A 21154-nucleotide genomic window follows, 5' to 3' on the forward strand; every position below is an offset into this window, starting at 1 on the left:
GGAGGTGACGAACTTGGACGATCACTGGGGCTTTGCGCTCGACGATGGGCGCGCGGTGGGCGTCGAGGCGGCCCCAGAGGACCTCATCGAGGTGCGCGGCGATCTGGCGCGATTGGCTTGGCATATCGGCAACCGTCACACGCCCTGTCAGATCGGCGCGGATCATCTGACGATCCGGCGCGACCATGTGATCGAGGCGATGCTGGCGCAACTGGGGGCAGGTTTGACGCCTGTCACCGGTCCCTTCCGTCCCGAAGGCGGAGCCTATGGCAAGGGCCGCACCATGGGGCATGATCACGGGGCGCATGACCATGGAGGGCATCACCACGCGCATACCCCGCACGCGCACAGCTGATGCTCACCCCTGCCCATCTCACGCTTGTCCATTGGCTCTCGCCCGCCTTTCCGACTGGGGCGTTTGCCTATTCGCACGGGCTCGAGGCCGAGATTGCATCGGGCGTGGTGCATGATGCCGCCAGTCTTGAGAAATGGCTTGGAAACATCCTGCGCTTTGGCGCGGGCTGGCAGGATGCGGTGCTGCTGGCACATGCGCTGGAGGGGGAGTGCGATGCGCTCGATGACTTGGCGCGCGCGCTGCAACCCTGCGCGGAACGCTTGCGGGAAAGCCGAGAGCAGGGGGCCGCGCTGGCGCGGTGCGTGGCGGGCATGACCGGCCTTGACCTGCCCGCGCGCCTCTTGCCGGTGGCTGTGGGCGCGGCGGCGGCGGGGTTGGACCTGCCCAAGAGGGATGCGATCGCGCTCTATCTGCAGGGCTTTGCCAGCAACCTCGTGACCATCGCCATTCGGCATGTGCCGCTCGGTCAGACCGAGGGGCAGGTGGTGCTGGGGCGGCTCTTGCCGGGGCTACATGCGCTGGCAGAGCGCGCCGCGCAGGCCACGCTGGACGAAATCGGCACCTGCGCGCTGGCGGGCGATCTTGGGGCGCTGCGCCACGAAACCATGGACGTAAGGATATTCCGCACATGACAGGCAAAAGCATGAATGGCCCGCTGCGCGTGGGGATTGGCGGCCCGGTGGGCGCGGGCAAGACGACGCTGACCGAAATGCTGGCGCGCGCACTGGCGCAGCGCTGCTCGATGGCGGTCATCACCAATGACATCTACACCCGCGAGGATGCCGAGTATCTGATGCGTGCACAGGTGCTGCCTGCGGATCGTATCCGGGGTGTGGAAACCGGCGGCTGCCCGCATACAGCCATCCGCGAGGATGCTTCGATCAATCTGGCGGCGGTGGATGACCTGATCGCCGCCTTTCCCGATCTCGACCTGATCCTGATTGAATCGGGCGGTGACAACCTTGCCGCCACGTTCAGCCCGGAATTGGCGGATATCACTATCTATGTGATCGACACCGCCGCCGGACAGGACATCCCGCGCAAACGCGGACCGGGCGTGACGAAATCCGACCTTCTGGTGGTGAACAAGACCGATCTGGCGCCTTATGTCGGCGTTGATCTGGCGCGTCTGGAGGCGGATACGGTCCGCGCGCGCGCAGGCAGACCCTATGTGCTGGCGCAATTGCGGCGGGGCGTGGGTATTGCCGCTGTGGTCGATTTCATTGTGCAAGAGGGGGGATTGCAGGTGCAGTCGCTGCGTGTCAGGGCAGAAGGTGAGCAGGTCGGCTAAAGTTTCAGACCGTTCAGAAACACCCGGATCGCCAGTTTCTGCCGTGCGGCAAGACCTTCGGACGTGGCAAGGCAGCCGGGATCGAGCAGGGATTCGAGCGGCCAGGGGCGCACCATGTCGAGCAACAAGAGCGCCGCATCGGTCGTGTCCGCGACCGTGATTTCACCCCGCCCGAGACCGCGATCCAACTCGACCTTGAGGATGGACATATCGCGCCGCATCAGGGTCTGGACCAGATCGCGGCCGATGTCCGGTGCGTGCGGCACCTGCGCCACAAAGGCGCGCAGGATTTCGAGCGGCAGGCCATAGCCCTGATGACGGCCTTGCGACAGCACGCGCTCCAACCGCTCGGCGATGGGAAGGGCGGTGTCGCCGTCGGGCAGAGGGCGGATGAACCCGTTGGCCACCTTGTCGATATAGGCCCGAAAGAGCGCGCTGCGGCTGGAAAAGGCGGTGTAGAGCGTCCGCTTGGACATGCCCGCCTGTGCGGCGATCGCCTCCATCGTGGCCCCGTCCAGCCCGCAATCGGCATGCACCGCCTCAAGCGCCGCAAATATGGCCTCGCGCCTGTCTTCGCAACTGCGCGTAACGGGGCGCCCACGACGTATTTTGCTCTGGGCTTGGTCGTGCTGCATGCTATCCTAGTCCCCATGGCCTTATTTTCGCACATCGGTTGTGCGCGTGGCCGTGTGCTGTTGCCATTTTCCCGATTGTCATATTTATAAAACTCAGGCGTTTTATATCCGACCGGACGCTCTTCTGCCAATCCATATCGTGAAAGGGCCCCTGATGGCTGCGTTTCCCAGAATGATCCGTGTGCTCGCACTCTGTGCCGGTCTCGTGCCGGGGTTTGCCATGGCCCAAGACGGGCAGGGACCCACGCCTGTTACCGTCGTGACGCTCACGCCGCAGGATGTGACGCTGACCTCGCTCTTGCCGGGGCGGGTGGCGGCCTCGGCTGAGGCGGAGGTGCGCCCGCAGGTCAACGGCATCATCACCGAGCGCCTGTTTGAAGAGGGCGCGGATGTGACGATGGGCGATCCGCTCTATCAAATCGACAAGGCCACCTATGAGGCCGCCGTGCGGCAGGCGCGTGCCGGTGTGGCGCAGGCCGAAGCACAGTTGCGCTCTGCAGAGCGCGAGGCGCAGCGTCTGGTGGAATTGCAATCCCGGAACGTGGCAAGCGAACAGGCGCTGGACGAGGCAACATCGACCCGCGATGCCGCAGCGGCAGGGCTGGAACTGGCTGAAGCGCAGCTCAATTCCGCTGAAATCGAACTGTCGCGCACCACCATCCGCGCGCGGCTTTCGGGGCGGATTGGTCTGTCGCTGACATCGCAGGGCGCACTTGTGACCGCAAGTCAAGCGCAGCCCCTGACCGTGATCCGCAACATCAACCCGGTTTACGTCGATGTGACGCAATCCGCCGCAGACCTGCTGCGGTGGCGGCGCGGCGAGACCGAGCGCGACCTTGCAGGCGCAGACGCGACGGTGCGGCTCAAGCTGGCGGATGGCTCGGATTACAGCGAAACCGGAGAGCTGAAGGCGGCGGAACCAAATGTGAACCCGCAAACTGGGGTTGTCACGCTGCGGATGCAGTTCGACAATCCCGATCTTCTGCTCTTGCCGGGCATGTATGTGCAGGTGGAAATGCCGGTCGAGGTCGCCCGTGATGTTTACCTCGTGCCGCAAGAGGGTGTGGTCCGCGACCGTCGCGGGCGGCCCATGGCCTGGGTCGTCAATAGCGACGGTGTGATCGAAGAACGCGCGCTGAACGTCATTCAGGACCGGGGCAATTCTTGGGTGGTGGATGAGGGGGTGAACCCCGGTGATCGCGTGATGGTGGCGGGGTTCCAGAAAACCGCCCCAGGCGCCACGGTCACGCCCGAAGAGCGCGCTGACGCGCCGCAACAGTAACCGACCGGGCAGAGGATATTCCGCATGGCTAGCTTCTTTATCGACCGCCCGGTGTTCGCTTGGGTCATTTCGATCCTCATCATGGGGGTCGGGGTGCTAGCCATCCTGATCCTGCCGGTGGCGCAATATCCGCAGATCGCGCCGCCCTCTGTCACGGTGACGGCCACCTATCCCGGTGCTTCGGCCGACACGGTGGCCAATACGGTGACGCAGGTGATCGAACAGCAGATGACAGGGCTGGACGGCTTGCGCTACTTCTCGTCGCGCTCGACGTCGGCCGGCAGTGCAGAGGTCACGCTGACCTTCGAGACCGGCACCGATGCCGACATCGCGCAGGTACAGGTGCAGAATAAACTAGGACAAGCAACGCCGCTCTTGCCCGAGATCGTGCAACGGCAGGGGATCACCGTCGAGAAATCCTCGGCCGGGTTCCTGATGGTGGTGGGCATGATCTCGACCGATGGCACGCTGGAACAGGTGGACCTGTCGGATTACATGGTCACGAACCTTGTGGACGAGCTGAGCCGGATTGAAGGTGTCGGATCGGTCAATGTCTTTGGTGCGCAATATGCGATGCGGATCTGGCTCGATCCGTCCAAGCTGGCGGGGTTCGGCCTCACGCCGTCGGATGTGGTGGCGGCGGTTTCGGCGCAGAATGCGCAGATTTCGGCGGGGTCCTTTGGGGCTCGCCCCACCGTAGAAGGCCAGCAACTCAACGCCACGATCACCGCGCAATCGCTGCTGAGCTCGCCCGAAGATTTCCAGCAGATCGTGCTGCGCGCCGAGACCGATGGCGGTCTGGTGCTGCTCGACGATGTCGCACGGGTCGAAATCGGCGCGGAAAACTATGCCACCACGGCGCGGTTCAACACTGACCCGGCGGCGGGCATGGCGATCACACTGGCACCGGGGGCAAATGCGCTCGACACCGCGCGCGCGATCAAGGATCGGATGGTCGAATTTGCCCGCTTCTTTCCCGAAGGCGTGGATTACGTGATCCCCTATGACACCACGCCTTTTGTCGAGATTTCGATCAAGGAGGTGGTCAAGACCCTGTTCGAGGCAATTGGCCTTGTGTTTCTGGTGATGCTCCTCTTCCTGCAGAACCTGCGCGCCACGCTCATTCCGACGCTAGCGGTGCCGGTGGTCCTGTTGGGCACCTTCGGGGTGCTTGCGGCGGCGGGGTTCTCGATCAACACGCTGACGATGCTGGCGATGGTTCTGGCAATCGGCCTCTTGGTCGATGATGCGATTGTCGTCGTGGAAAACGTCGAACGGATCATGGAAGAAGAGGGGCTCGGGCCCCGTGAGGCCACGCATAAATCCATGGGCCAGATCACCGGCGCACTCGTGGGTATCGCGATGGTGCTCTCGGCGGTGTTCGTGCCGATGGCGTTCTTTCCCGGCTCCACCGGCGTGATCTATCAGCAGTTCGCAATCACCATTGTCTCTGCCATGGCGCTGTCGGTGGTGGTGGCGATTACGCTGACGCCGGCACTCTGCGCGTCCTTGCTCAAGGCCAAGGGGCATGGTGCGGCGCGTGGGCCGTTTGCATGGTTCAACACCGGTTTTGGCAAGTTGACCAACGGCTATGGCGGCACGGTGGGTTGGTCGGTGCGCCGCCCGGTGCGGGTGTTCGTGGTCTATCTGGCGCTTGCATTGGGCATGGCGCTGATGTTCTTGCGCACGCCCACCGGGTTCCTGCCGGAAGAGGATCAGGGTATTCTCTTTACCCTCATCCAGACCCCGACCGGATCGAGCGCCGAGCGCACGCTCGAGGTGGTCAAGCAGGTCGAGGATTATTACCTCACGCAGGAAACCGATGTGGTGAATTCCATGTTCGGCGTCGTCGGCTTTAGCTTTTCGGGCAATGGGCAGAACATGGGTCTGGCCTTTGTCCAGCTCAAGGATTGGGAAGAGCGGACCGAGCCGGGGCAGAGCGTGCAGGCCTTGGCGGGCCGCGCCTTTGGGGCCTTCAGCCAGATCCGCGATGCGATGGTCTTTCCGGTCGTGCCGCCTTCGGTGATCGAATTGGGCAACGTCTCGGGCTTTGATTTCTACCTGCAAGCGCGTGCCGGGCAGAGCCACGCCGATCTGATGGCGGCGCGCAATCAATTGCTGGGTATGGCGGCGCAAAGCGAGCTTATTGCCTCGGCCCGGCCCAACGGGCTCGAGGATGCGGCACAGTTCAACCTTGATATCGACTGGCGCAAGGCGGGGGCGATGGGGTTGACACCCACGGATGTGGGCGAGCTTCTCCAGATTGCCTGGGCAGGCAGCTATGTGAACGACTTTCTCGATCAAGGCCGGATCAAGCGGGTCTATGTTCAGGGCGAAGCGGATGCGCGCGCGCAACCCACCGATATCGAGAAATGGCGGGTGCGCAATGCCAGTGGCGGGCTGGTGCCGTTCTCGAATTTCGCAGAAGGCCAGTGGGATTACGGCGCGCAGGGGCTTTACCGCTACAACGGCATCCCGTCTGTGCAGCTGCAGGGCACGCCCGCGCCCGGTGTCTCGACCGGCGAGGCGATGGCCGAGATGGAGCGTCTGGTGGCGCAACTGGGCCAAGGCTATGAGCTGGCCTGGACCGGGCTGTCGCTGGAAGAGCGCGAGTCGGGCAATCAGGCACCGCTGCTCTATGCGCTGTCCTTGGCGGCCGTGTTCCTGTCGCTGGCGGCCCTGTACGAGAGTTGGTCGATCCCCTTTGCGGTCATGCTGGCCATGCCCATCGGCATCGTCGGGGCATTGACCGGCGCGTGGATTGGCGGGTTTGAGAATGGCGTGTTCTTTCAGGTGGGTCTCTTGACGGTGGTGGGCCTGACCGGCAAGAACGCGATCCTGATCGTGGAATTCGCCCGAGAACGCTATGAGGCGGGGGAGAGTATTCTCGAGGCCGTGACCGAGGCCGCGCGCCAGCGGTTCCGCCCGATCATCATGACCTCGATGGCGTTTTCCTTGGGCGTTCTGCCGCTGGTGCTCAGCTCCGGCGCGGGGTCTGGCGGGCGCAATGCCATCGGGTCTGGGGTGTTGAGCGGCACGATTTCGGGCACGGTGCTGGGCGTGGTGTTCGTGCCGCTCTTCTTTGTCATTGTCACGCGTCTCTTTGGCGGCAAACGCGCCAAGGAGTGACCCTTTGGACAATAGGGAATATCCGACCAGAGCGGGCCGAGCCGCGCTTAGCCCGCCGCGTAATCCTCGAGGATCATGTCCGAGGCTTTCTCGCCAATCATGATGGCAGGGGCGTTGGTGTTGCCCGACACAATCTCGGGCATGATCGAGCAATCGGCCACGCGCAGCCCGGCGATGCCATGCACCCTTAGCCGGGCATCGACCACCGTTTCTGGCCCCTGTCCCATCTTGCAGGTCCCGGTGGGGTGATAGATCGTCGTCGAATAGCGCCGCGCCCAGTCGAGCGTGCCTTCGTAATCCTCCAGATCGAGTGTGCGGTCGGGTCGGAACTCTTCGGAAATCTTGGAGGTGAGCGGCGCGCAGCGGGCGATGCGGCGGGCGATCTTGATCCCCTCGACGATGGTCCGGCAATCGGTCTCGGTCGAGAGGTAATTGGGGATGATCCTAGGATAGCGCCGCGGATCGGCTGAGGCGAGCCGGATTTCCCCCCGGCTTTCGGGGCGCAATTGACAGACCGACATGGTAAACGCCGAAAAGCGATGCACGCCCTCGCCGGGGCTGTCGGCGGACCAGGGTTGCACGTGGAACTGGACATCGGGCGTCTCGACATGGTCGCCCGTGCGCATGAAACCGGTGGCAAGGCTTGCGGCCATAGCCATGGGTCCAGAGCGAGACAGCGCGTATTTCAGCGCGATCCGCGCCTGATTGATCAGGCTGCGCACCTCGTCATTCATCGTGGGCTCATGGCATTTGAACACCAGTCGCGCCTGCAGATGGTCCTGCATGTGGCGGCCCACGGCGCGCAAGTCGTGACGCACCTCGATGCCGTGTTCTTGCAAATGTGCCGCCTCGCCAATGCCCGACAGCATCAAAAGTTGGGGCGAGCCGATGGCGCCAGAGGACAGGATCACCTCGCGACCCGCCCTGACCACTTGGTCGAAGCCTGCCCGGTCGCGGTAGGCCACCCCGGTCGCGCGCCGCCCCTCTAGGATGATGTGGCTGGCCTGCGCATGGGTGATAATGGTCAGGTTCGGCCGTTTGCGCGCCGGATTCAGAAAGGCCACAGCCGCAGAGCACCGCCGCCCATTGCGCGTGGTCAGTTGGAAATACCCCACGCCTTCTTGCGTGGCCCCGTTGTAATCGGGGTTGAACGGATAACCCGCCTCTTGCGCTGCCGCGACCCAAGCGTCACAGATCGGACGCTTGAGGCGCATGTCCGAGACACTGAGCGTGCCCTGATCGCCGTGATATTCATCAGCCCCGCGTTCCTGATGTTCCGAGCGTTTGAAGAGCGGTAGCACATCCTCCCACCCCCAGCCCGGATTGCCCATCTGCGCCCAACGGTCGTAATCTTGCGGTTGGCCGCGCACATAGAGCAACCCGTTGAGCGAGGACGAGCCGCCCAAAACCTTGCCGCGCGGCCAGTCGAGCGCGCGGCCATTCAGCCCCGGATCGGGCTCTGTGCGATAGCACCAGTCCACCGCCGGATTGTGCATCGTCTTGAAATATCCCACCGGAATATGAATCCAAGGGTTCCAGTCGCGCCCGCCTGCTTCGAGCAGAACAACCTTGATCGCGGGGTTCGCTGAAAGGCGATTCGCCAGCACACATCCGGCAGAGCCCGCGCCGACGATCACGTAATCCGCTGAAATCTCCGACATTCCGGGCCTCCTTGCTCAATCTTGACGCGAAGAAAAAATCTCCTTGCCAGATCAAGGATAATTCGATCAATATTGAGACTGCAAGTATCAAAATTGCACAATAGGGAGGAGACCATGAAAGTATCGAAAGCCCTTAGCGGAATTTCCCGCCGGGACCTGTTCCGTCTGTCAGGTCAGTTCGGCCTGTCATCCGTGGTATTGGGTGCGGGGGCGCTGACGGGGGCGGTCTCGCTTCCGTCCTTGGCGCGCGCCGCCGAGAGCACCTATGAAAAGCGCTTTGGCAAAGAGCCCAAGCACACGCTGAAACTGGGCGCGTCAGGCTTTAACGCGCGCAACCTTTTGATCGAGCGTGCCGGCGTTCTGGAATTCGCCCGCGATCTGGAGGAGCGGACCGAGGGCGAGATTCGTGTGGAATTCATCGGCGACAACCAGATCTGCGGTCAGCTCAACTGTGTGGAAAAGACCCAGACCGGCGTGATCGACATGTATGCCGCCTCGACGCAAAACTCGGCCGGGGGCGCACCCTATCTGAACGTGCTCGACTATGCCTATATGTTCCCCAGCCGCGCCGCGCAGTATCACTTCCTCTATAGCCCCGCCTCGCAAAAGATCCTGCGCGAGCCGTTGGAAAAGCGGCATGGCCTCAAATTCCTGTTCTCGCATTGCGAATTGCGCGGTCTCCAGATGGGTAAGTCCTTTGCCGACAAACCCACCGTGACCAAGCTCGAGGAGCTGTTTGGCACCAAGAACCGCGTGACCGGCACGCAATTGGGCCGTATCGCCATGCAGTTGCTCAACCTGAACCCGGTGCCGGTGGCGTGGGAGGAAACGCTTGATGGGCTCAAGCAGGGATTGATCGACGGGGCCGAAACCTGGGCCTCTGCTGTGGCCTATGCCAATATGGCGCCCGTTGTCAGCCAGTCGGTCGACCTCAAGTTCTTCTGTGGCACCGAACACACCTCGATGTCGGCCAAGGTGTTCGACGCGATGGAGGCGCATTTGCAGGACGCGATCATGGAGTCCGCCTATCTGGCACAGGTCCATGTGCAGGCGGCGAATGAGGCGGCTCTGGTCAAGACCGTGGGCTTTTCTGATCCGCAATTGCCCGGCACCATCTTTGCCCAAAACGGCGTGCGTCCCGCGTTTCTTGCCGATGATCAGATCAAGATGGCCGAGGAAATGTGCTCGCCCGAGTTCAATCCAGAGCCTTGGGCACAGTGGCGTGAGCGGCTCAATGGTTGGGCCGATGGCATCGACACCTATCAGGAAATCTACAACGTGGCGCGGGAAATTCCCGTCGACACCCTGCCCGAGAATGTCGAGCCGCGCCGCTGGTGGCGGTCAGCCTGACGCGATAGGCTCTGATCGGGTCGCGCAGCCTGCGCGGCCCGAGACCCCAAGCCGCCGAGACGTGCGGCACGGATACACGGCAACCCAAAGGGAGGAATGGGCATGACCGGCTGGTTTCAGGGCACAGGCGATATCCTGAGCGCCCTCGTGGCAGGCGATTCCTGGATGTTGAGTCAGGCAATGAACGAGCCGGCGGCTTGGCCGCTCGGGCTCGCCGCGATGCTGGCGCTGTCCTTGATGATCCTTTTGTTTTACCGCCTCAGCCCTTGGGCAGAGCGCAATCTGGAAAAGACGATCATGGTCGTCTCTTATCTGGCCATCGGCGGGATCATCTTTGTCGAGGTGTTCCGCCGCTTCGTGCTGTCGCAACAGGTGCCTTGGTCCACCACGCTGCCGCCCTTTCTCTTTCTCATCATGACCTATTTCGGGTGCAGCTATAACGTCAAGCTGCGCACCCATCTCGCCTTTGCCGAGTTCCGCAACGCCATGTCGCGGACGGGGCAGATCGCCTGCCTGATGCTTGATGCGCTGCTCTGGACGGGCTTTTCCTGGGTCGTGGTCGTCACGTCTACCAAGGTCGCCATCAATTCCGCCGCGAATTTCCAGATTATGCTGGGCAGCGACAATGTGATGCAATGGTGGTTCCTGTTGTCCGTTCCTCTGGCCTTTACGACGCTGGTGGCGCGGGTGATCGAGAATGCCGTGACCGATATTGCCAATTTCCGCAGTGGTGAGACCCTGATCACCCAAGCCGTGATCGGAGGCGACTGATATGAACGACCCAACCCTCATCACCGCCATCTCCATCGGGGTGACGTTCCTCTTCGTGCTGGGAGTGCCGGTGTTTCTGGTCATCGGCTATTGGGTGATCGGCGTCTCCTTTGTCCTTGGCATGCCGCTCCAGAATATCGGCGGCGCGCTCGGGGATGTGTTCACCGACGGCTTTGCCCTTCTGGCGATGCCGCTCTTCATCCTGACCGGCGATCTCATCAACCGCTCTGGAATTGCGCGGCGTCTGAGCGATTTCGCCTATGCCTGCCTTGGCTGGATACGCGGCGGGCTGGCCATGGCAGCACTTGGCGCTTGCGGGCTCTTTGCGGCAATCTCCGGCTCCAACTCGGCCACCACCGCGACCATCGGCTCGATGCTGCATCCCGAGATGGTCAAGGGCGGCTATGATGCGCGCTTCTCCGCAGCTACGGCGGCGGCGGGCGGCACCGTGGGCATCATTATCCCGCCCTCGATCATCTTTATCGTCTATGGCTTTTTGCTCAATTTGCCGATTTCCGAGCTGTTTGTCGCGGGCATCATCCCCGGCGTGCTGATGGTGCTGGCGATGATGTTCGCCGCCTTCCTGATCTGCTGGCGCAACGGCTGGGGGTTCCTGATCCCGCTCAGCCCGTTGCGAGTTCTCAAGACCGCCATCGGCGCATGGTTGGGGTTCTTTGCCATCGGTCTCGTGCTCTGGGGCATCTACACTGGCAAATTCTCGCCCACCGAGGCGGCAGGTGTGACCGTGGGTTTTTGCGTCATCGTGGGCTTTCTCAGCCTGCCGCTCTACAAGCTGATGGGCGGCGCCAAGGGGCGCGACGTGAGCGAAAAGAAAATCTCGGAAATGCTGGTGGTCGAAGGTTTCAGCCCGCTGGAACTGCCCTCGATCACCATGCGTTCGGCGCAGATCACGGGTATTCTTGCCCCGCTCATCGCCGTTTCGGTGGTGATGCAGCAAATCCTGTCGGTTCTGGGCGCGCAGGAAACCATCGGCAACTTTGTGATCTCGATGGGCGGCTATTACGCGGTGCTCTTTACCGCGATGGCGATTGTTTTCGTCTGCGGCATGGTGCTGGAAAGCCTGCCGGTGACGATCATCCTCGCCCCCATTCTGGCCCCTATTGCCCATTCGGTCGGGGTCGAGCCAGTGCAATTCGCGGTGATCTTCCTTGTCGGGGCCTCGATCGGGTTCATCACGCCACCCTATGGTCTCAACCTCTATGTGGCCTCTGGGGTGACGGGCGTTCCCTATTTCAAACTCTTGCGCTACACCGTGCCCTATCTTGTGGCGCTTTTGTCGGTCTGGGTGCTTGTGGCGCTTGTGCCCGCCCTCTCGACAGCGCTGCTTCCGCAACGGTGAGAAGGGGCTGAACATGGATGGCGAAGACGCAGGGACGATCCCAACCAATCTGCGTCTTCTGCTCGTGCTGGAAGAGATCGCGCGCGTGGGGGTGCCTGTCACGCCCACCGAGATCAATGCCAAGATTGGGCTGCCCAAGCCAACTATCCACCGGCTCTTTGCCACGCTTGAGGAAGAAGGGTTCCTGCAACGCGATCTCGATGGGCGCGGCTATGCACCGGGGCCGCGCCTGCGCACCATGGCGGGCGGGGTTCTGTCATCGCTGCGCATCCGCACCGCGCGTCAGGCGATCCTGCAGCGCCTGAGCCAAGAGGTGGGCGAGACCTGCAACATCGCCCTGCCGGATCGGGACGCGATGATCTATCTCGAACGGGTCGAGACGCAATGGCCGCTGCGCATCCAACTGCCTATCGGCACGCGGGTGCCGTTCTATTGCACCGCCAGCGGCAAGATGTATCTCAGCACGCTCGCGCGCAGCCATCTTGTGCGCTACCTCTCGGCCACCGATCTTGTGGCCCGCACGCCCAACACCCTGACCGATCCCGACGCGCTCTTGGCAGAGATCCAGCGTGTGCGCGAACAGGGCTATTCACTCGACCGCGAAGAGTTCATGGAAGATATGATCGCGCTCGCCGTGCCGATCCGTGATGTCAACGACCGGCTGATGGCGACACTGGCCTTTCATGCGCCCACGCAGCGCTTCAGCATCGAGCGGGCACTGGATTACCTTGATGCAATGCGCGAGGCGGCGGCGGATCTGTCGAAACTGGTCGCCTGAGCCGCGCTCAGACCCATTTCGCGAGCGGCGGCAGGCTCATCAACACGGCGTTTGCGTCATGGCCCGTGGCCAGCCCGAATTTGGTGCCCCGGTCATAGACGAGGTTGTATTCGGCATAGAGGCCGCGATGTTGGAGTTGCGTGTCCTTGTCCGCGTCCGACCACGGCTGAACCCGACGCTTTTCCACCAGCGGCACATAGGCGGGCAGAAAGGCGCGGCCGATGTCCTGCGTCAGCGCAAAATCCGCCTCCCAGTCGCCGGTGTTGCGGTCATCCATGAAAATGCCGCCCACGCCGCGCGCCCGGTTGCGATGTGGCACAAAGAAATACTCATCCGCCCAAGCCTTGAGCTTGGGATAGAGGTCGGCCCCGTGCGGATCAAGATGCGCCTGCTGTTGGCCATGAAAATGCGCCGTGTCCTCAGGATACTCGATGCAAGGATTGAGATCCGAGCCGCCACCGAACCACCAGGCGTGCGGGGTCCAGAACATGCGAGTGTTCATATGCACCGCCGGGCAATGGGGGTTCTGCATATGCGCCACAAGGCTGATGCCAGAGGCCCAGAAGCGCGGGTCGCTGTCCATGCCCGGCACGCCGCGCGCCGCCATCGCGCGCTGTGCCGCGTCGCCGAGGGTGCCGTAGACCTCCGACACATTGACGCCGACCTTTTCAAACACCCGCCCCCCACGCAGCACGCTCATGAGCCCACCGCCGGCGTCCGATCCATCGTCGCTGTGGCGGCGCGTATCGCTGACCTCGAACCGTCCCGGCGCGGCGTCCGACATGGGGCCGGTGGCGTGATTGTCCTCCAACCCCTCGAAGGCGGCGACGATGTCGTCGCGCAACTGGCGGAACCATGCGGCGGCGCGGGTTTTCTGCTGGGTAAAATCGTCGGTCATTCGTCTTGTCCTAGGGCCATGATGCCTATTAGTGCGCCGGGGCTGCGCAGGGGTCAAGCAGGGTGCGCCCGCCATCCACCGTCATGATCTGCCCGGTCATGAAGGCCGACCCGTCGCACGCCAGATAATGCACCGCCTCGGCCAGTTCCGCCGCCGAGGCAATCCGCCCCAAGGGTGTGTGACATTCGATGTCAGAGCGGTAGTCGCTATGCTCGCGCAGCGTCTCCTTGAGAGAGGCGCTCATGACCGATCCAAAGGCGAGCGCGTTGACGCGGATACGGTGCGGAGCCAGTGCCAGAGCCAGACTGCGCGTCATCTGGTCGAGGGCGGCAGAGGCCACCGAATAAGCCAAGAGATCGGGATGGGTGCAGCGCGCGGCGATGGACGAGAGGTTGACGATGGTGCCCGCGCTGCCCTCTGTCTGGCCCTCGGATTGCTTGATCATCCGGCGCGCGACCTGCTGGCTCATGCGCAGCGCGGTCAGTAGGTTCTGTTCCAGCAGCATCTCGACCGCGTCATCATCGGGGTTGAGCGCATCCGACGGCACGATCTGACGGCAGGCATTTACGAGGATATCTACCTGTTCAAAAGCGTCGATCGTCGCTGACAAGAGATTGGCCTGCGTCAGCTTTTGCCGCAGGTCCCCGGCGAAATAGCGGATGTTGCTGCTGTCGTCATTCTCGCCCAATTCCTTGATCAGGCGCGCCTCGTCCATATCGGCAAAGACGACGTTGGCGCCCTTGTCCGCGAAATGGCGCCCGATGGCGAGGCCGATGCCGTTGGCGCCCCCGGTGACGATGGCGGTTTTTCCGGTGATGGAGAAGGACATGTCTGGCCTTTCAAGCTGGGTCCATGGCGCACGGGCGGTGCTATCGGCCCTGTCGCATCGGACGGCTGGCGTGGAGGATCTTGAAGCGCGTATCGCCTGTAACCTCGTTGACCGAGGTGAAGGATTGCGCGAGCGTGGTTTCATAGGGCAGGTGGCGGTTTGCGACCATCCAGAGGCTGCCCGAGGGTTTGAGCATGCCCGCCGCTGCACGGATGAAGGCACGGCCAAGATCCGGATCGGCGCTGCGGCTTTCGTGAAAGGGCGGGTTCATGATGACGGTGTCGGCGCGCGCGTCCGGCTGCCAGACCGTTGCATCGGCCCAGTGAAACCGCGCGCGCGGGTCTGGCACATTTTGCCGCGCACAGACGAGGGCGGCGTGATCTGCCTCGACCAGATCGAGCCGCGCAATGCCCGCGCGCTCCAGCGCCCGCGCACTCAAATAGCCCCAGCCCGCGCCCAGATCGACCACATGCGCGCCAAGCGCCTGCGGCAGGCTCTCGGCCAGGAAACGCGACGCCGGATCTACGGCATCGGCAGAGAAAACACCCGGTGCCGTCACATAACCGTCTGCAATGGATTGCGGTTCGGTGGCGGCCCAATCGGCGAATTCCGGGCCTGCGGCAAAGCTGAAAATCTTGCCATGCGCCTTGGACAGTGGCGCGCTGACCGTCACGCGGCGGCGGCAATCGCGCAGCAGCGATTCGATGCCATCGGTTTTCAGACCATCGACGACGATCAAACCATCCGTCACAGCGGCGGCCTCTGCTAGTGCCGCGCGTGCCCGCGCCTTGGCACGTGGCAGGCAGAGGATGACGGCCCCATAGCGCCCCTCGGGGGCAACGGCGCAGTCATATCCCAGACCGGCAAAGTGATCGTGATCGGGCTTGAGCGGTGTGATGATCTGCACGCGGTCCATGGGCAAGGCCGAGAGGTCTGCACCGGCGCGCGGGGTGAACACGGCAATACGTCCCGCCTCGGGCAGGGTTGCAACCCCATCGGCGAGGGCAAGTGTCAGGCGGGTGGCAAGGGCCAAGCTATTCTTTTTCCATGGTGCATTGCAGCGGATGTTGGTGACGACGCGCAAAATCCATCACCTGCGCCACCTTGGTCTCGGCGATTTCGTGGCTAAAGACACCCACGACCGCCAGCCCCTTTTTGTGCACGGTCAGCATGATTTCAAAGGCCTGCGCATGCGACATGCCGAAAAACCGCTCGAGCACGGCGACGACGAATTCCATCGGCGTGTAATCGTCATTCAGCAGCAGAACCTTGTAAAGCGGCGGGCGCTTGGTCTTGGGGCGTGTTGCAACGACCACCGCGGGATCGCCCGCGTCCTCCTTGGGCCCGGTCAGTGTCATCGGATGCTGGATCATTTCAGTCGCACTATCGGATCATTGCCATGTGACAGGGTCTGTTTCATGACGTCTATATATCGTTTGACCGGGGTTAGAAAAGGGTCCCCGTGAAAGAAGCCATTCAATCCGCCGTGTTGGGGGTCGGCGCGATCAGGTCCGCGCCGCGCGCACGGTTGGAATTGACCGCCGGGTCGACGCGCCACATCTCTAGGCAGTCCTCGGGTGCAGGGCGCATCAGCCGCGCCGCGCCATGGCCCGCCTCGCCCAGCCAGAGCGGCCAGTCCTGCGGTTCCAGAATCACCGGCATGCGGTGATGCAACTGTGCCATGCTGTCATTGGCGGCACAGGTGACAATCGCGCAGGTGTCGATCCGCTCGGCCCCGCGCACCCAGCTTTGCCAGATCCCGGCCATGACCAGCGGTGCGCCATCCCGCCGCCGGATGAACCACGGCAGGCGGCTGTCGCCGTCGCGGGTCCATTCGTAAAAGCCCGCGCATGGGATCAGGCAACGGCGCGCGCGCGCCGCCTCGCGAAAGGCGGGCTTGTCGGTGATGGTCTCGGCGCGGGCATTGATCAAGAGCGGTCCGGCGGTCAGGCTGTCGTACCAAGAGGGCAGGAAACCCCACCGAATTGCCGTAAGCCGCCGCGTGCCACTCTCGCCCAGACGAACTGCGGCGATCCGCGCCGTGGGACAGACGTTGTAATCGGGGGGCTGGGGCAGGTCATTGTCGGGGGCAGCGCCAAAGAGTTGCGCCATCGCGTCATTGGGCAGGGTGATTACAAAGCGCCCGCACATGCCCGTCGCCGAGTCAGGGCTGACGGGGCAGGCCGGTGCCGATCATCGAATCGCGCGTGACAAGGATGGCCAATTCCGCCTCGTCCAGACCTTCGGTGCCCTCGGGCCGGGAGGGCAGCACGATATAACGCATATCGGCGGTGCTGTCGTGGACGCGCACAGTCACATCATCGGGTAGATCGAGGCCAAATTCGCGCAGCACCGCGCGCGGTTCGCGCACTGCGCGGCTGCGATATTCCCGTGTCTTGTACCAATCGGGCGGCAGACCCAAGAGGTTGCGGGGATAGCAGGAGCAGAGCGTGCACACGATGAGATTATGGGTCTGAGCGGTATTCTCGACCGCGATCAGGTGGAGCGGGCCAATATCAAACCCCATCTCGCGACTCGCGGCAGAGGCATCGGCCAAAAGCCGCGCCTTGAACGCGGGATCGACCCACGCGCGCGCCACAACGGCCGCACCATTGGCGGGGCTGCGGGCCTCCATCGCCTCGATTTGCGCGGCAATTTCGGAAGGGGTGAGCAGGCCCTTTTCCACCAGCAATTCGCGCACCGCGATTTCCATGCGCTGCCAATAGGTCAGAGGGCCATCATTATCGGCGCGATAGGGGTGGCCAGAGGGGCTCATCCCTTCATGGTGGAAATGGTCGTGATCGTGGTGGTCATGGGGCATGGTGATCCACCTTTTCGAGCCAATGCGCGTAGATTTCGGCATCGAGCGTGTCGTCGGGGTTCTCGGCCGCCTCACCCCAGATGTCGCGCATCAAAAAGCGCACGCGAAAGAGCGGCTTTTCCTCGGCAGGCAGGCCGTAAGCCAATTGCTCGGGATTGCGAAACGCCCCCAAGGGCCGTTCGATCACGCCTTCCTTGCCGCGCAGATACCACGGTGCACGCACATGGCCCGGCGGCGTGAGCGCCTTGACCCGCACCCGCTCAGCCATGTTGCGCCTCGGCATAGGTTGGGCCGCGCGCAGCAACCTGTTCCATCCGGTCGGCCAGTTCTTCCAGCGAATAGACCCCGGATTCCAGCAGGTTCTGGTTCACGGCGGCGATCCAGCGTTCGTAATAAGAGTGTTTCTCGAAGGCATCCTCGCCCATATCCTCGAGAGCGCGGCGCAGCCCATCGACGGTAAAGAGCCCCTTTTGCCCGCAGAGCACCATCAGCGCGTCGATGCGTTTCTCCCAGAGGGCAAAATCATGCCCCTCCATCGGCACAGGCCCGGCAGCCTGTCCGCCCATGTCATGCCAACGGCGTCCATCCCAATCACTCATAAGGCGAAGCCTAGGGGGGCGTGTTCGGCTTGTCCAGTGGTCACGCGCTCTCGTCTTCTTCAGGGGCGACATAGGCAATTTCACCCGCCGCTTCGAGGGTGCGCACGGCGTTGACCACGGCGGTCATCGCCTCTTCGGCATCGCGCAGGCGCACGCGGCCGCGCTCCTGCATTTCCTCGCGCATTGCCTCGGCCATGCGCTTGCCCATGTTGCTCAGGATGAACTCGGCCACCGGCGCCAGATCGCCCGACGCAGCACCGGCAAGCGCCGTGACCAGCACCGCCTGATCCACCTCGCGGGTGACACGGGGAATATCCGTGGGCTTCACCCGCTCGGGAATATGCACGAAGGTAAAGATCGCGCGGCGCACGAGGTTTGCAAATTCCTGATCGGCTTCGTCCAGCCCGGTCAGCACGTCATCGCGTGTCGCGGCGGGCGAGAAGTTGAGGATCGCGCCCACACGCTCGACCGCGCCTTGGGCAAAGGCGGTTTCGGGGATGTCATGCAGTTCCGCCGCGAGCGCCAGACCGATCCGGTCCACCGCTTCGGGGCTGACCGCGCCCGTTTGTGACACCGCATAGGTGATCCGCCGCGCCAGTTCGCCGGGCAATTTGCCCAAGAGGTCCGCCGCGCGCGCCACGTCGAGCTTGGACAAGAGAACTGCCGCAACCTCGGTGCTCTCGCGCTCGACAATGGGAATGAGCGCGGCAACACCTGCCTGTTTCACCTGATCCCAGGGATCGCCCTGTTGGCGCACGCCCGCCTCTTTGCGCAGGCGCGCGGCGGTTTGCGGGCTGATCCGGCCATCGAGCGCGCTGAGCGCGCCCGCCACCCCGCGCGGAAAGGTCAGGCCCATACCCTCCAACTCCTGCGCGAATTCTGCGACCACATCGGCCAGCGTGCCCCGGTCCACATAGCGCATGGAGCCCATTTGCGTGGTCAGGCGCGCCTGCAATGGTTCCGGCAGGTCGGTCAACGCAATGTCCGCCCCCTCGTTGATCAGAAAACGGACGATGATCGCGGCCTTTTGCGCGCGGGTCAGATGTGCCGCCGCCCCGCCACGGGGCGCGGGGGCCATGCGGGCCAGGGGCGTGGTTGCTTTCATTGCGGGCCTCTCTGCGGGTCTGGTCCGACAGTAGCGGCGAAAGGGTGAAGAATTCTCTAAACTTGCCCCAGCATTTCGACGGTTTCCCGGATGACGCCGCCCGCGCTTCGTGCTAGGGCCAAACCATGAGCCAGATGCCCAGCAAGATCGAAATCCTGCAATGGATTTCGGACAACCCGACCCTCACCGCGAAACGCGATATCGCCAAGGCCTTTGGCATCAAGGGGGCTGCGCGGATCGACCTCAAGCGCGTGCTCAAGGAGCTGGAGGACGAGGGCCATCTCGAAAAGCGCAAAAAGACCTATCGCGACCCGGATCGTCTGCCTCCCGTGAGTGTGCTGCAAGTGACGGGGCCAGCCTCGGACGGTGAATTGCTGGCGCGCCCGTTGGAGTGGACGGGCGAGGGGGTGGAGCCTGTGGTGCTGCTGATCCCGCGCGCCTCTGACCCCGCGATGGGGGCAGGCGACCGAATTCTGGCGCGTCTGCAAGAGGTCAAGGGCGAGAGCCACCATTACGAGGCGCGGCTGATCCGCCGCATCGGCACCAACCCGCGCAAGGTCTTGGGGATTTTCCGCAAAGGGGCTGAGGGCGGGCGTATCCTGCCCATCGACAAGGGGGATGGCAAGGAATGGCAGGTGGCTGCCGACGCCACCGGCGGCGCGCAGGATGGTGAGCTGGTCGAGGCGGAGCAGGCGGGACCAGCGGGCCGTATGGGTCTGCCGCGGGCGCGGGTGCTCGACCGGTTGGGCGACCCTTCGGCACCCAAGGCGGTGTCGCTGATTGCCATACACCAGCACGGAATCCCCGATACCTTTCCCGATGCGGTGATCGCCGAGGCAGATGCGATGAAACCTGCGGGCCTAAAGGGGCGCGAGGATCTGCGTGACATGCCGCTGATCACGATCGACCCATGGGATGCGCGCGACCATGACGATGCGGTCTGGGCCCATGCCGATGACGATCCCAAGAACCAGGGCGGGCATGTGATATGGGTCGCGATTGCCGATGTGGCGCATTACGTGCGCCCCGGCACGGCGCTGGATCACGAGGCGCGCAAGCGCGGCAATTCGAGCTATTTCCCCGACCGGGTGGTGCCGATGCTGCCCGACCGGCTGTCGGGTGATTTGTGTTCGCTGCACGAGGGGGTTCCGCGCGCCTGTATCGCGGTGCGGATGCAGATCACAGCGACGGGCGACAAGATCGGGCATCGCTTTGTGCGCGGTCTTATGCGCTCTGCCGCCTCGCTGACCTATCAACAGGTGCAATCGGCGCAGGATGGCGCGCCGGATGACACATGCGCGCCCCTGATGGATGAGGTGATCGCGCCTCTCTATGCCGCCTATGCCGCCTTGGAAGAGGCGCGGCGGCGGCGTCAACCGCTCGACCTCGACCTGCCCGAGCGCAAGGTGGTGTTGAGCGACGCGGGCAAGGTTCTGTCGGTGAATTTCACCGAGCGTCTGGATGCCCACCGGCTGATCGAGGAATGTATGGTGCTGGCCAATGTGGCCGCCGCCGAGACGCTGGTGGCGCGCAATTCGGCGCTGCTCTTTCGGGTGCACGAGGAACCGTCGCCCGAAAAGCTCGACGCTTTGCGCGACGTGGCGGCTGCGGCGGGGATGGTTCTGGCCAAGGGGCAGGTGCTGAAAACCGCGCATCTGAACGCGCTTTTGCATGCCGCGCGCGATACCGACCATTCCGAGGTCATCAACATGTCCACCCTGCGCGCCATGACGCAGGCCTATTACGCGCCGCAGAATTTCGGGCATTTCGGCTTGGCTCTTCAGGCCTATGCGCATTTCACTTCGCCCATTCGCCGCTATTCCGATCTTGTGGTCCATCGGGCGCTGATTTCGGCGCATGGCTGGGGCAAAGATGGTCTGAGCCATGAGGAAGAAGCGCAGCTCGAGGCCACGGCGCAGCATATCTCCGACACCGAGCGCCGCTCGATGATGGCGGAACGTGACACCAATGATCGCTATCTGGCGGCGTTTCTATCAGAACGGCTGGGCGAGGAATTCACCGGACGGATCAGCGGCATCGCCAAGTTCGGCGTCTTTGTGAAACTGGACGAGACCGGGGCCGATGGGCTGATCCCAGTGCGCTCGCTGGGGCGCGAGTATTTCCATTTTGACCGAGAGGCGGGCACGCTGATGGGGTCCGATACCGGCCTCTTGATCGGGCTGGGGCAGCGCGTCACGGTCAAGCTGGCCGAGGCCGCGCCCGTGACAGGGGGCATCGCGCTGGAACTCGTGAGCCTTGATGGCGAGACTTTGCCAAAGGGTCCGCGCGC

Annotated in this window: 21 protein-coding genes; 10 read left to right on the forward strand and 11 right to left on the reverse strand. The window is 63.3% G+C overall.

Annotated elements, in window-relative coordinates:
* From KBT70_RS11630 to ureG, 3 genes are all read left to right on the forward strand, one after another.
* Positions 1-355, forward strand: a 355-nt coding sequence (locus KBT70_RS11630; RefSeq protein WP_296633279.1) for an urease accessory protein UreE, incomplete at its 5' end; no start/stop codon positions are given.
* Positions 355-987, forward strand: a complete 633-nt coding sequence (locus KBT70_RS11635; RefSeq protein WP_296633281.1) for an urease accessory UreF family protein — start codon at positions 355-357, stop codon at positions 985-987. The genes KBT70_RS11630 and KBT70_RS11635, both read left to right, overlap by 1 nt.
* Positions 984-1646: an urease accessory protein UreG gene (gene ureG, locus KBT70_RS11640; RefSeq protein WP_296633283.1), complete on the forward strand. Its 663-nt coding sequence runs from the start codon at positions 984-986 to the stop codon at positions 1644-1646. The genes KBT70_RS11635 and ureG overlap by 4 nt, the downstream gene beginning before the upstream one ends.
* Here the strand turns inward: ureG and KBT70_RS11645 are convergent.
* A complete protein-coding gene (locus KBT70_RS11645; protein WP_296633285.1) occupies positions 1643-2281 on the reverse strand; it encodes a TetR/AcrR family transcriptional regulator in 639 nt (212 codons plus the stop codon). The two genes, ureG and KBT70_RS11645, sit on opposite strands and share 4 nt — an antisense overlap.
* 172 nt (positions 2282-2453) lie before the next feature.
* On the opposite strand from KBT70_RS11645, the gene KBT70_RS11650 reads away from it, so the two are divergent.
* Positions 2454-3563: an efflux RND transporter periplasmic adaptor subunit gene (locus tag KBT70_RS11650; RefSeq protein WP_296633321.1), complete on the forward strand. Its 1110-nt coding sequence runs from the start codon at positions 2454-2456 to the stop codon at positions 3561-3563.
* 24 nt (positions 3564-3587) lie between these two features.
* A complete protein-coding gene (locus tag KBT70_RS11655) occupies positions 3588-6692 on the forward strand; it encodes an efflux RND transporter permease subunit (RefSeq protein ID WP_296633287.1) in 3105 nt (1034 codons plus the stop codon).
* 47 nt (positions 6693-6739) lie between these two features.
* Here the strand turns inward: KBT70_RS11655 and KBT70_RS11660 are convergent, their stop codons facing one another.
* Positions 6740-8353: a choline dehydrogenase gene (locus tag KBT70_RS11660; protein ID WP_296633291.1), complete on the reverse strand. Its 1614-nt coding sequence runs from the start codon at positions 8351-8353 to the stop codon at positions 6740-6742.
* A 114-nt stretch (positions 8354-8467) separates the two neighbouring features.
* Between KBT70_RS11660 and KBT70_RS11665 the strand changes: the two genes are divergently transcribed.
* From KBT70_RS11665 to KBT70_RS11680, 4 genes are all read left to right on the forward strand, one after another.
* Positions 8468-9703, forward strand: coding sequence for a TRAP transporter substrate-binding protein (locus KBT70_RS11665; RefSeq protein ID WP_296633293.1), 1236 nt, complete (start codon positions 8468-8470; stop codon positions 9701-9703).
* 102 nt (positions 9704-9805) lie between these two features.
* Positions 9806-10474, forward strand: a complete 669-nt coding sequence (locus KBT70_RS11670) for a TRAP transporter small permease subunit (RefSeq protein ID WP_296633296.1) — start codon at positions 9806-9808, stop codon at positions 10472-10474.
* 1 nt (position 10475) lies between these two features.
* Complete coding sequence (locus tag KBT70_RS11675) at positions 10476-11834, forward strand: TRAP transporter large permease (RefSeq protein ID WP_296633299.1); 1359 nt, start codon at positions 10476-10478, stop codon at positions 11832-11834.
* A gap of 13 nt (positions 11835-11847) precedes the next feature.
* On the forward strand, positions 11848-12612 hold the full coding sequence (locus KBT70_RS11680; protein ID WP_296633300.1) for an IclR family transcriptional regulator: 765 nt from the start codon (positions 11848-11850) through the stop codon (positions 12610-12612).
* Positions 12613-12619: 7 nt separating this feature from the next.
* Here KBT70_RS11680 and hemF read toward each other — a convergent pair whose 3' ends face one another.
* The 9 genes from hemF to KBT70_RS11720 form a co-directional block, all read right to left on the reverse strand.
* Positions 12620-13510, reverse strand: a complete 891-nt coding sequence (gene hemF / locus KBT70_RS11685) for an oxygen-dependent coproporphyrinogen oxidase (RefSeq protein ID WP_296633301.1) — start codon at positions 13508-13510, stop codon at positions 12620-12622.
* Between the two features lie 28 nt (positions 13511-13538).
* Positions 13539-14339 carry an SDR family oxidoreductase gene (locus KBT70_RS11690; protein ID WP_296633303.1) on the reverse strand — a complete coding sequence of 267 codons (801 nt, stop codon included), beginning with the start codon at positions 14337-14339 and terminating at the stop codon, positions 13539-13541.
* Between the two features lie 40 nt (positions 14340-14379).
* Positions 14380-15372, reverse strand: a complete 993-nt coding sequence (locus tag KBT70_RS11695; protein WP_296633305.1) for a methyltransferase — start codon at positions 15370-15372, stop codon at positions 14380-14382.
* Between the two features lies 1 nt (position 15373).
* Entirely contained in the window at positions 15374-15712 is a 339-nt protein-coding gene (gene clpS / locus KBT70_RS11700; RefSeq protein WP_037274334.1) for an ATP-dependent Clp protease adapter ClpS, read from the reverse strand.
* Between the two features lie 103 nt (positions 15713-15815).
* A complete protein-coding gene (locus KBT70_RS11705; protein ID WP_296633313.1) occupies positions 15816-16490 on the reverse strand; it encodes an SOS response-associated peptidase in 675 nt (224 codons plus the stop codon).
* Positions 16491-16503: 13 nt separating this feature from the next.
* Entirely contained in the window at positions 16504-17160 is a 657-nt protein-coding gene (gene nthA / locus KBT70_RS11710) for a nitrile hydratase subunit alpha (protein ID WP_296633315.1), read from the reverse strand.
* Positions 17150-17428, reverse strand: coding sequence for an SH3-like domain-containing protein (locus KBT70_RS20740; protein ID WP_363270530.1), 279 nt, complete (start codon positions 17426-17428; stop codon positions 17150-17152). Before KBT70_RS20740 ends, nthA begins: the two co-directional genes overlap by 11 nt.
* Entirely contained in the window at positions 17421-17759 is a 339-nt protein-coding gene (locus KBT70_RS20745) for a ScnB-like protein (RefSeq protein ID WP_363270531.1), read from the reverse strand. The genes KBT70_RS20740 and KBT70_RS20745 overlap by 8 nt, the downstream gene beginning before the upstream one ends.
* 40 nt (positions 17760-17799) lie before the next feature.
* Positions 17800-18864 (reverse strand): FliG C-terminal domain-containing protein, encoded by a 1065-nt coding sequence (locus KBT70_RS11720; protein WP_296633316.1) that lies wholly within the window; start codon positions 18862-18864, stop codon positions 17800-17802.
* 125 nt (positions 18865-18989) lie between these two features.
* Between KBT70_RS11720 and rnr the strand changes: the two genes are divergently transcribed.
* Positions 18990-21154 (forward strand): ribonuclease R (gene rnr / locus KBT70_RS11725; RefSeq protein WP_296633319.1); only part of this gene is annotated, 2165 nt, incomplete at its 3' end.

This window comes from Roseovarius sp., assembly GCF_018066915.1.
GTDB lineage: Bacteria > Pseudomonadota > Alphaproteobacteria > Rhodobacterales > Rhodobacteraceae > Roseovarius.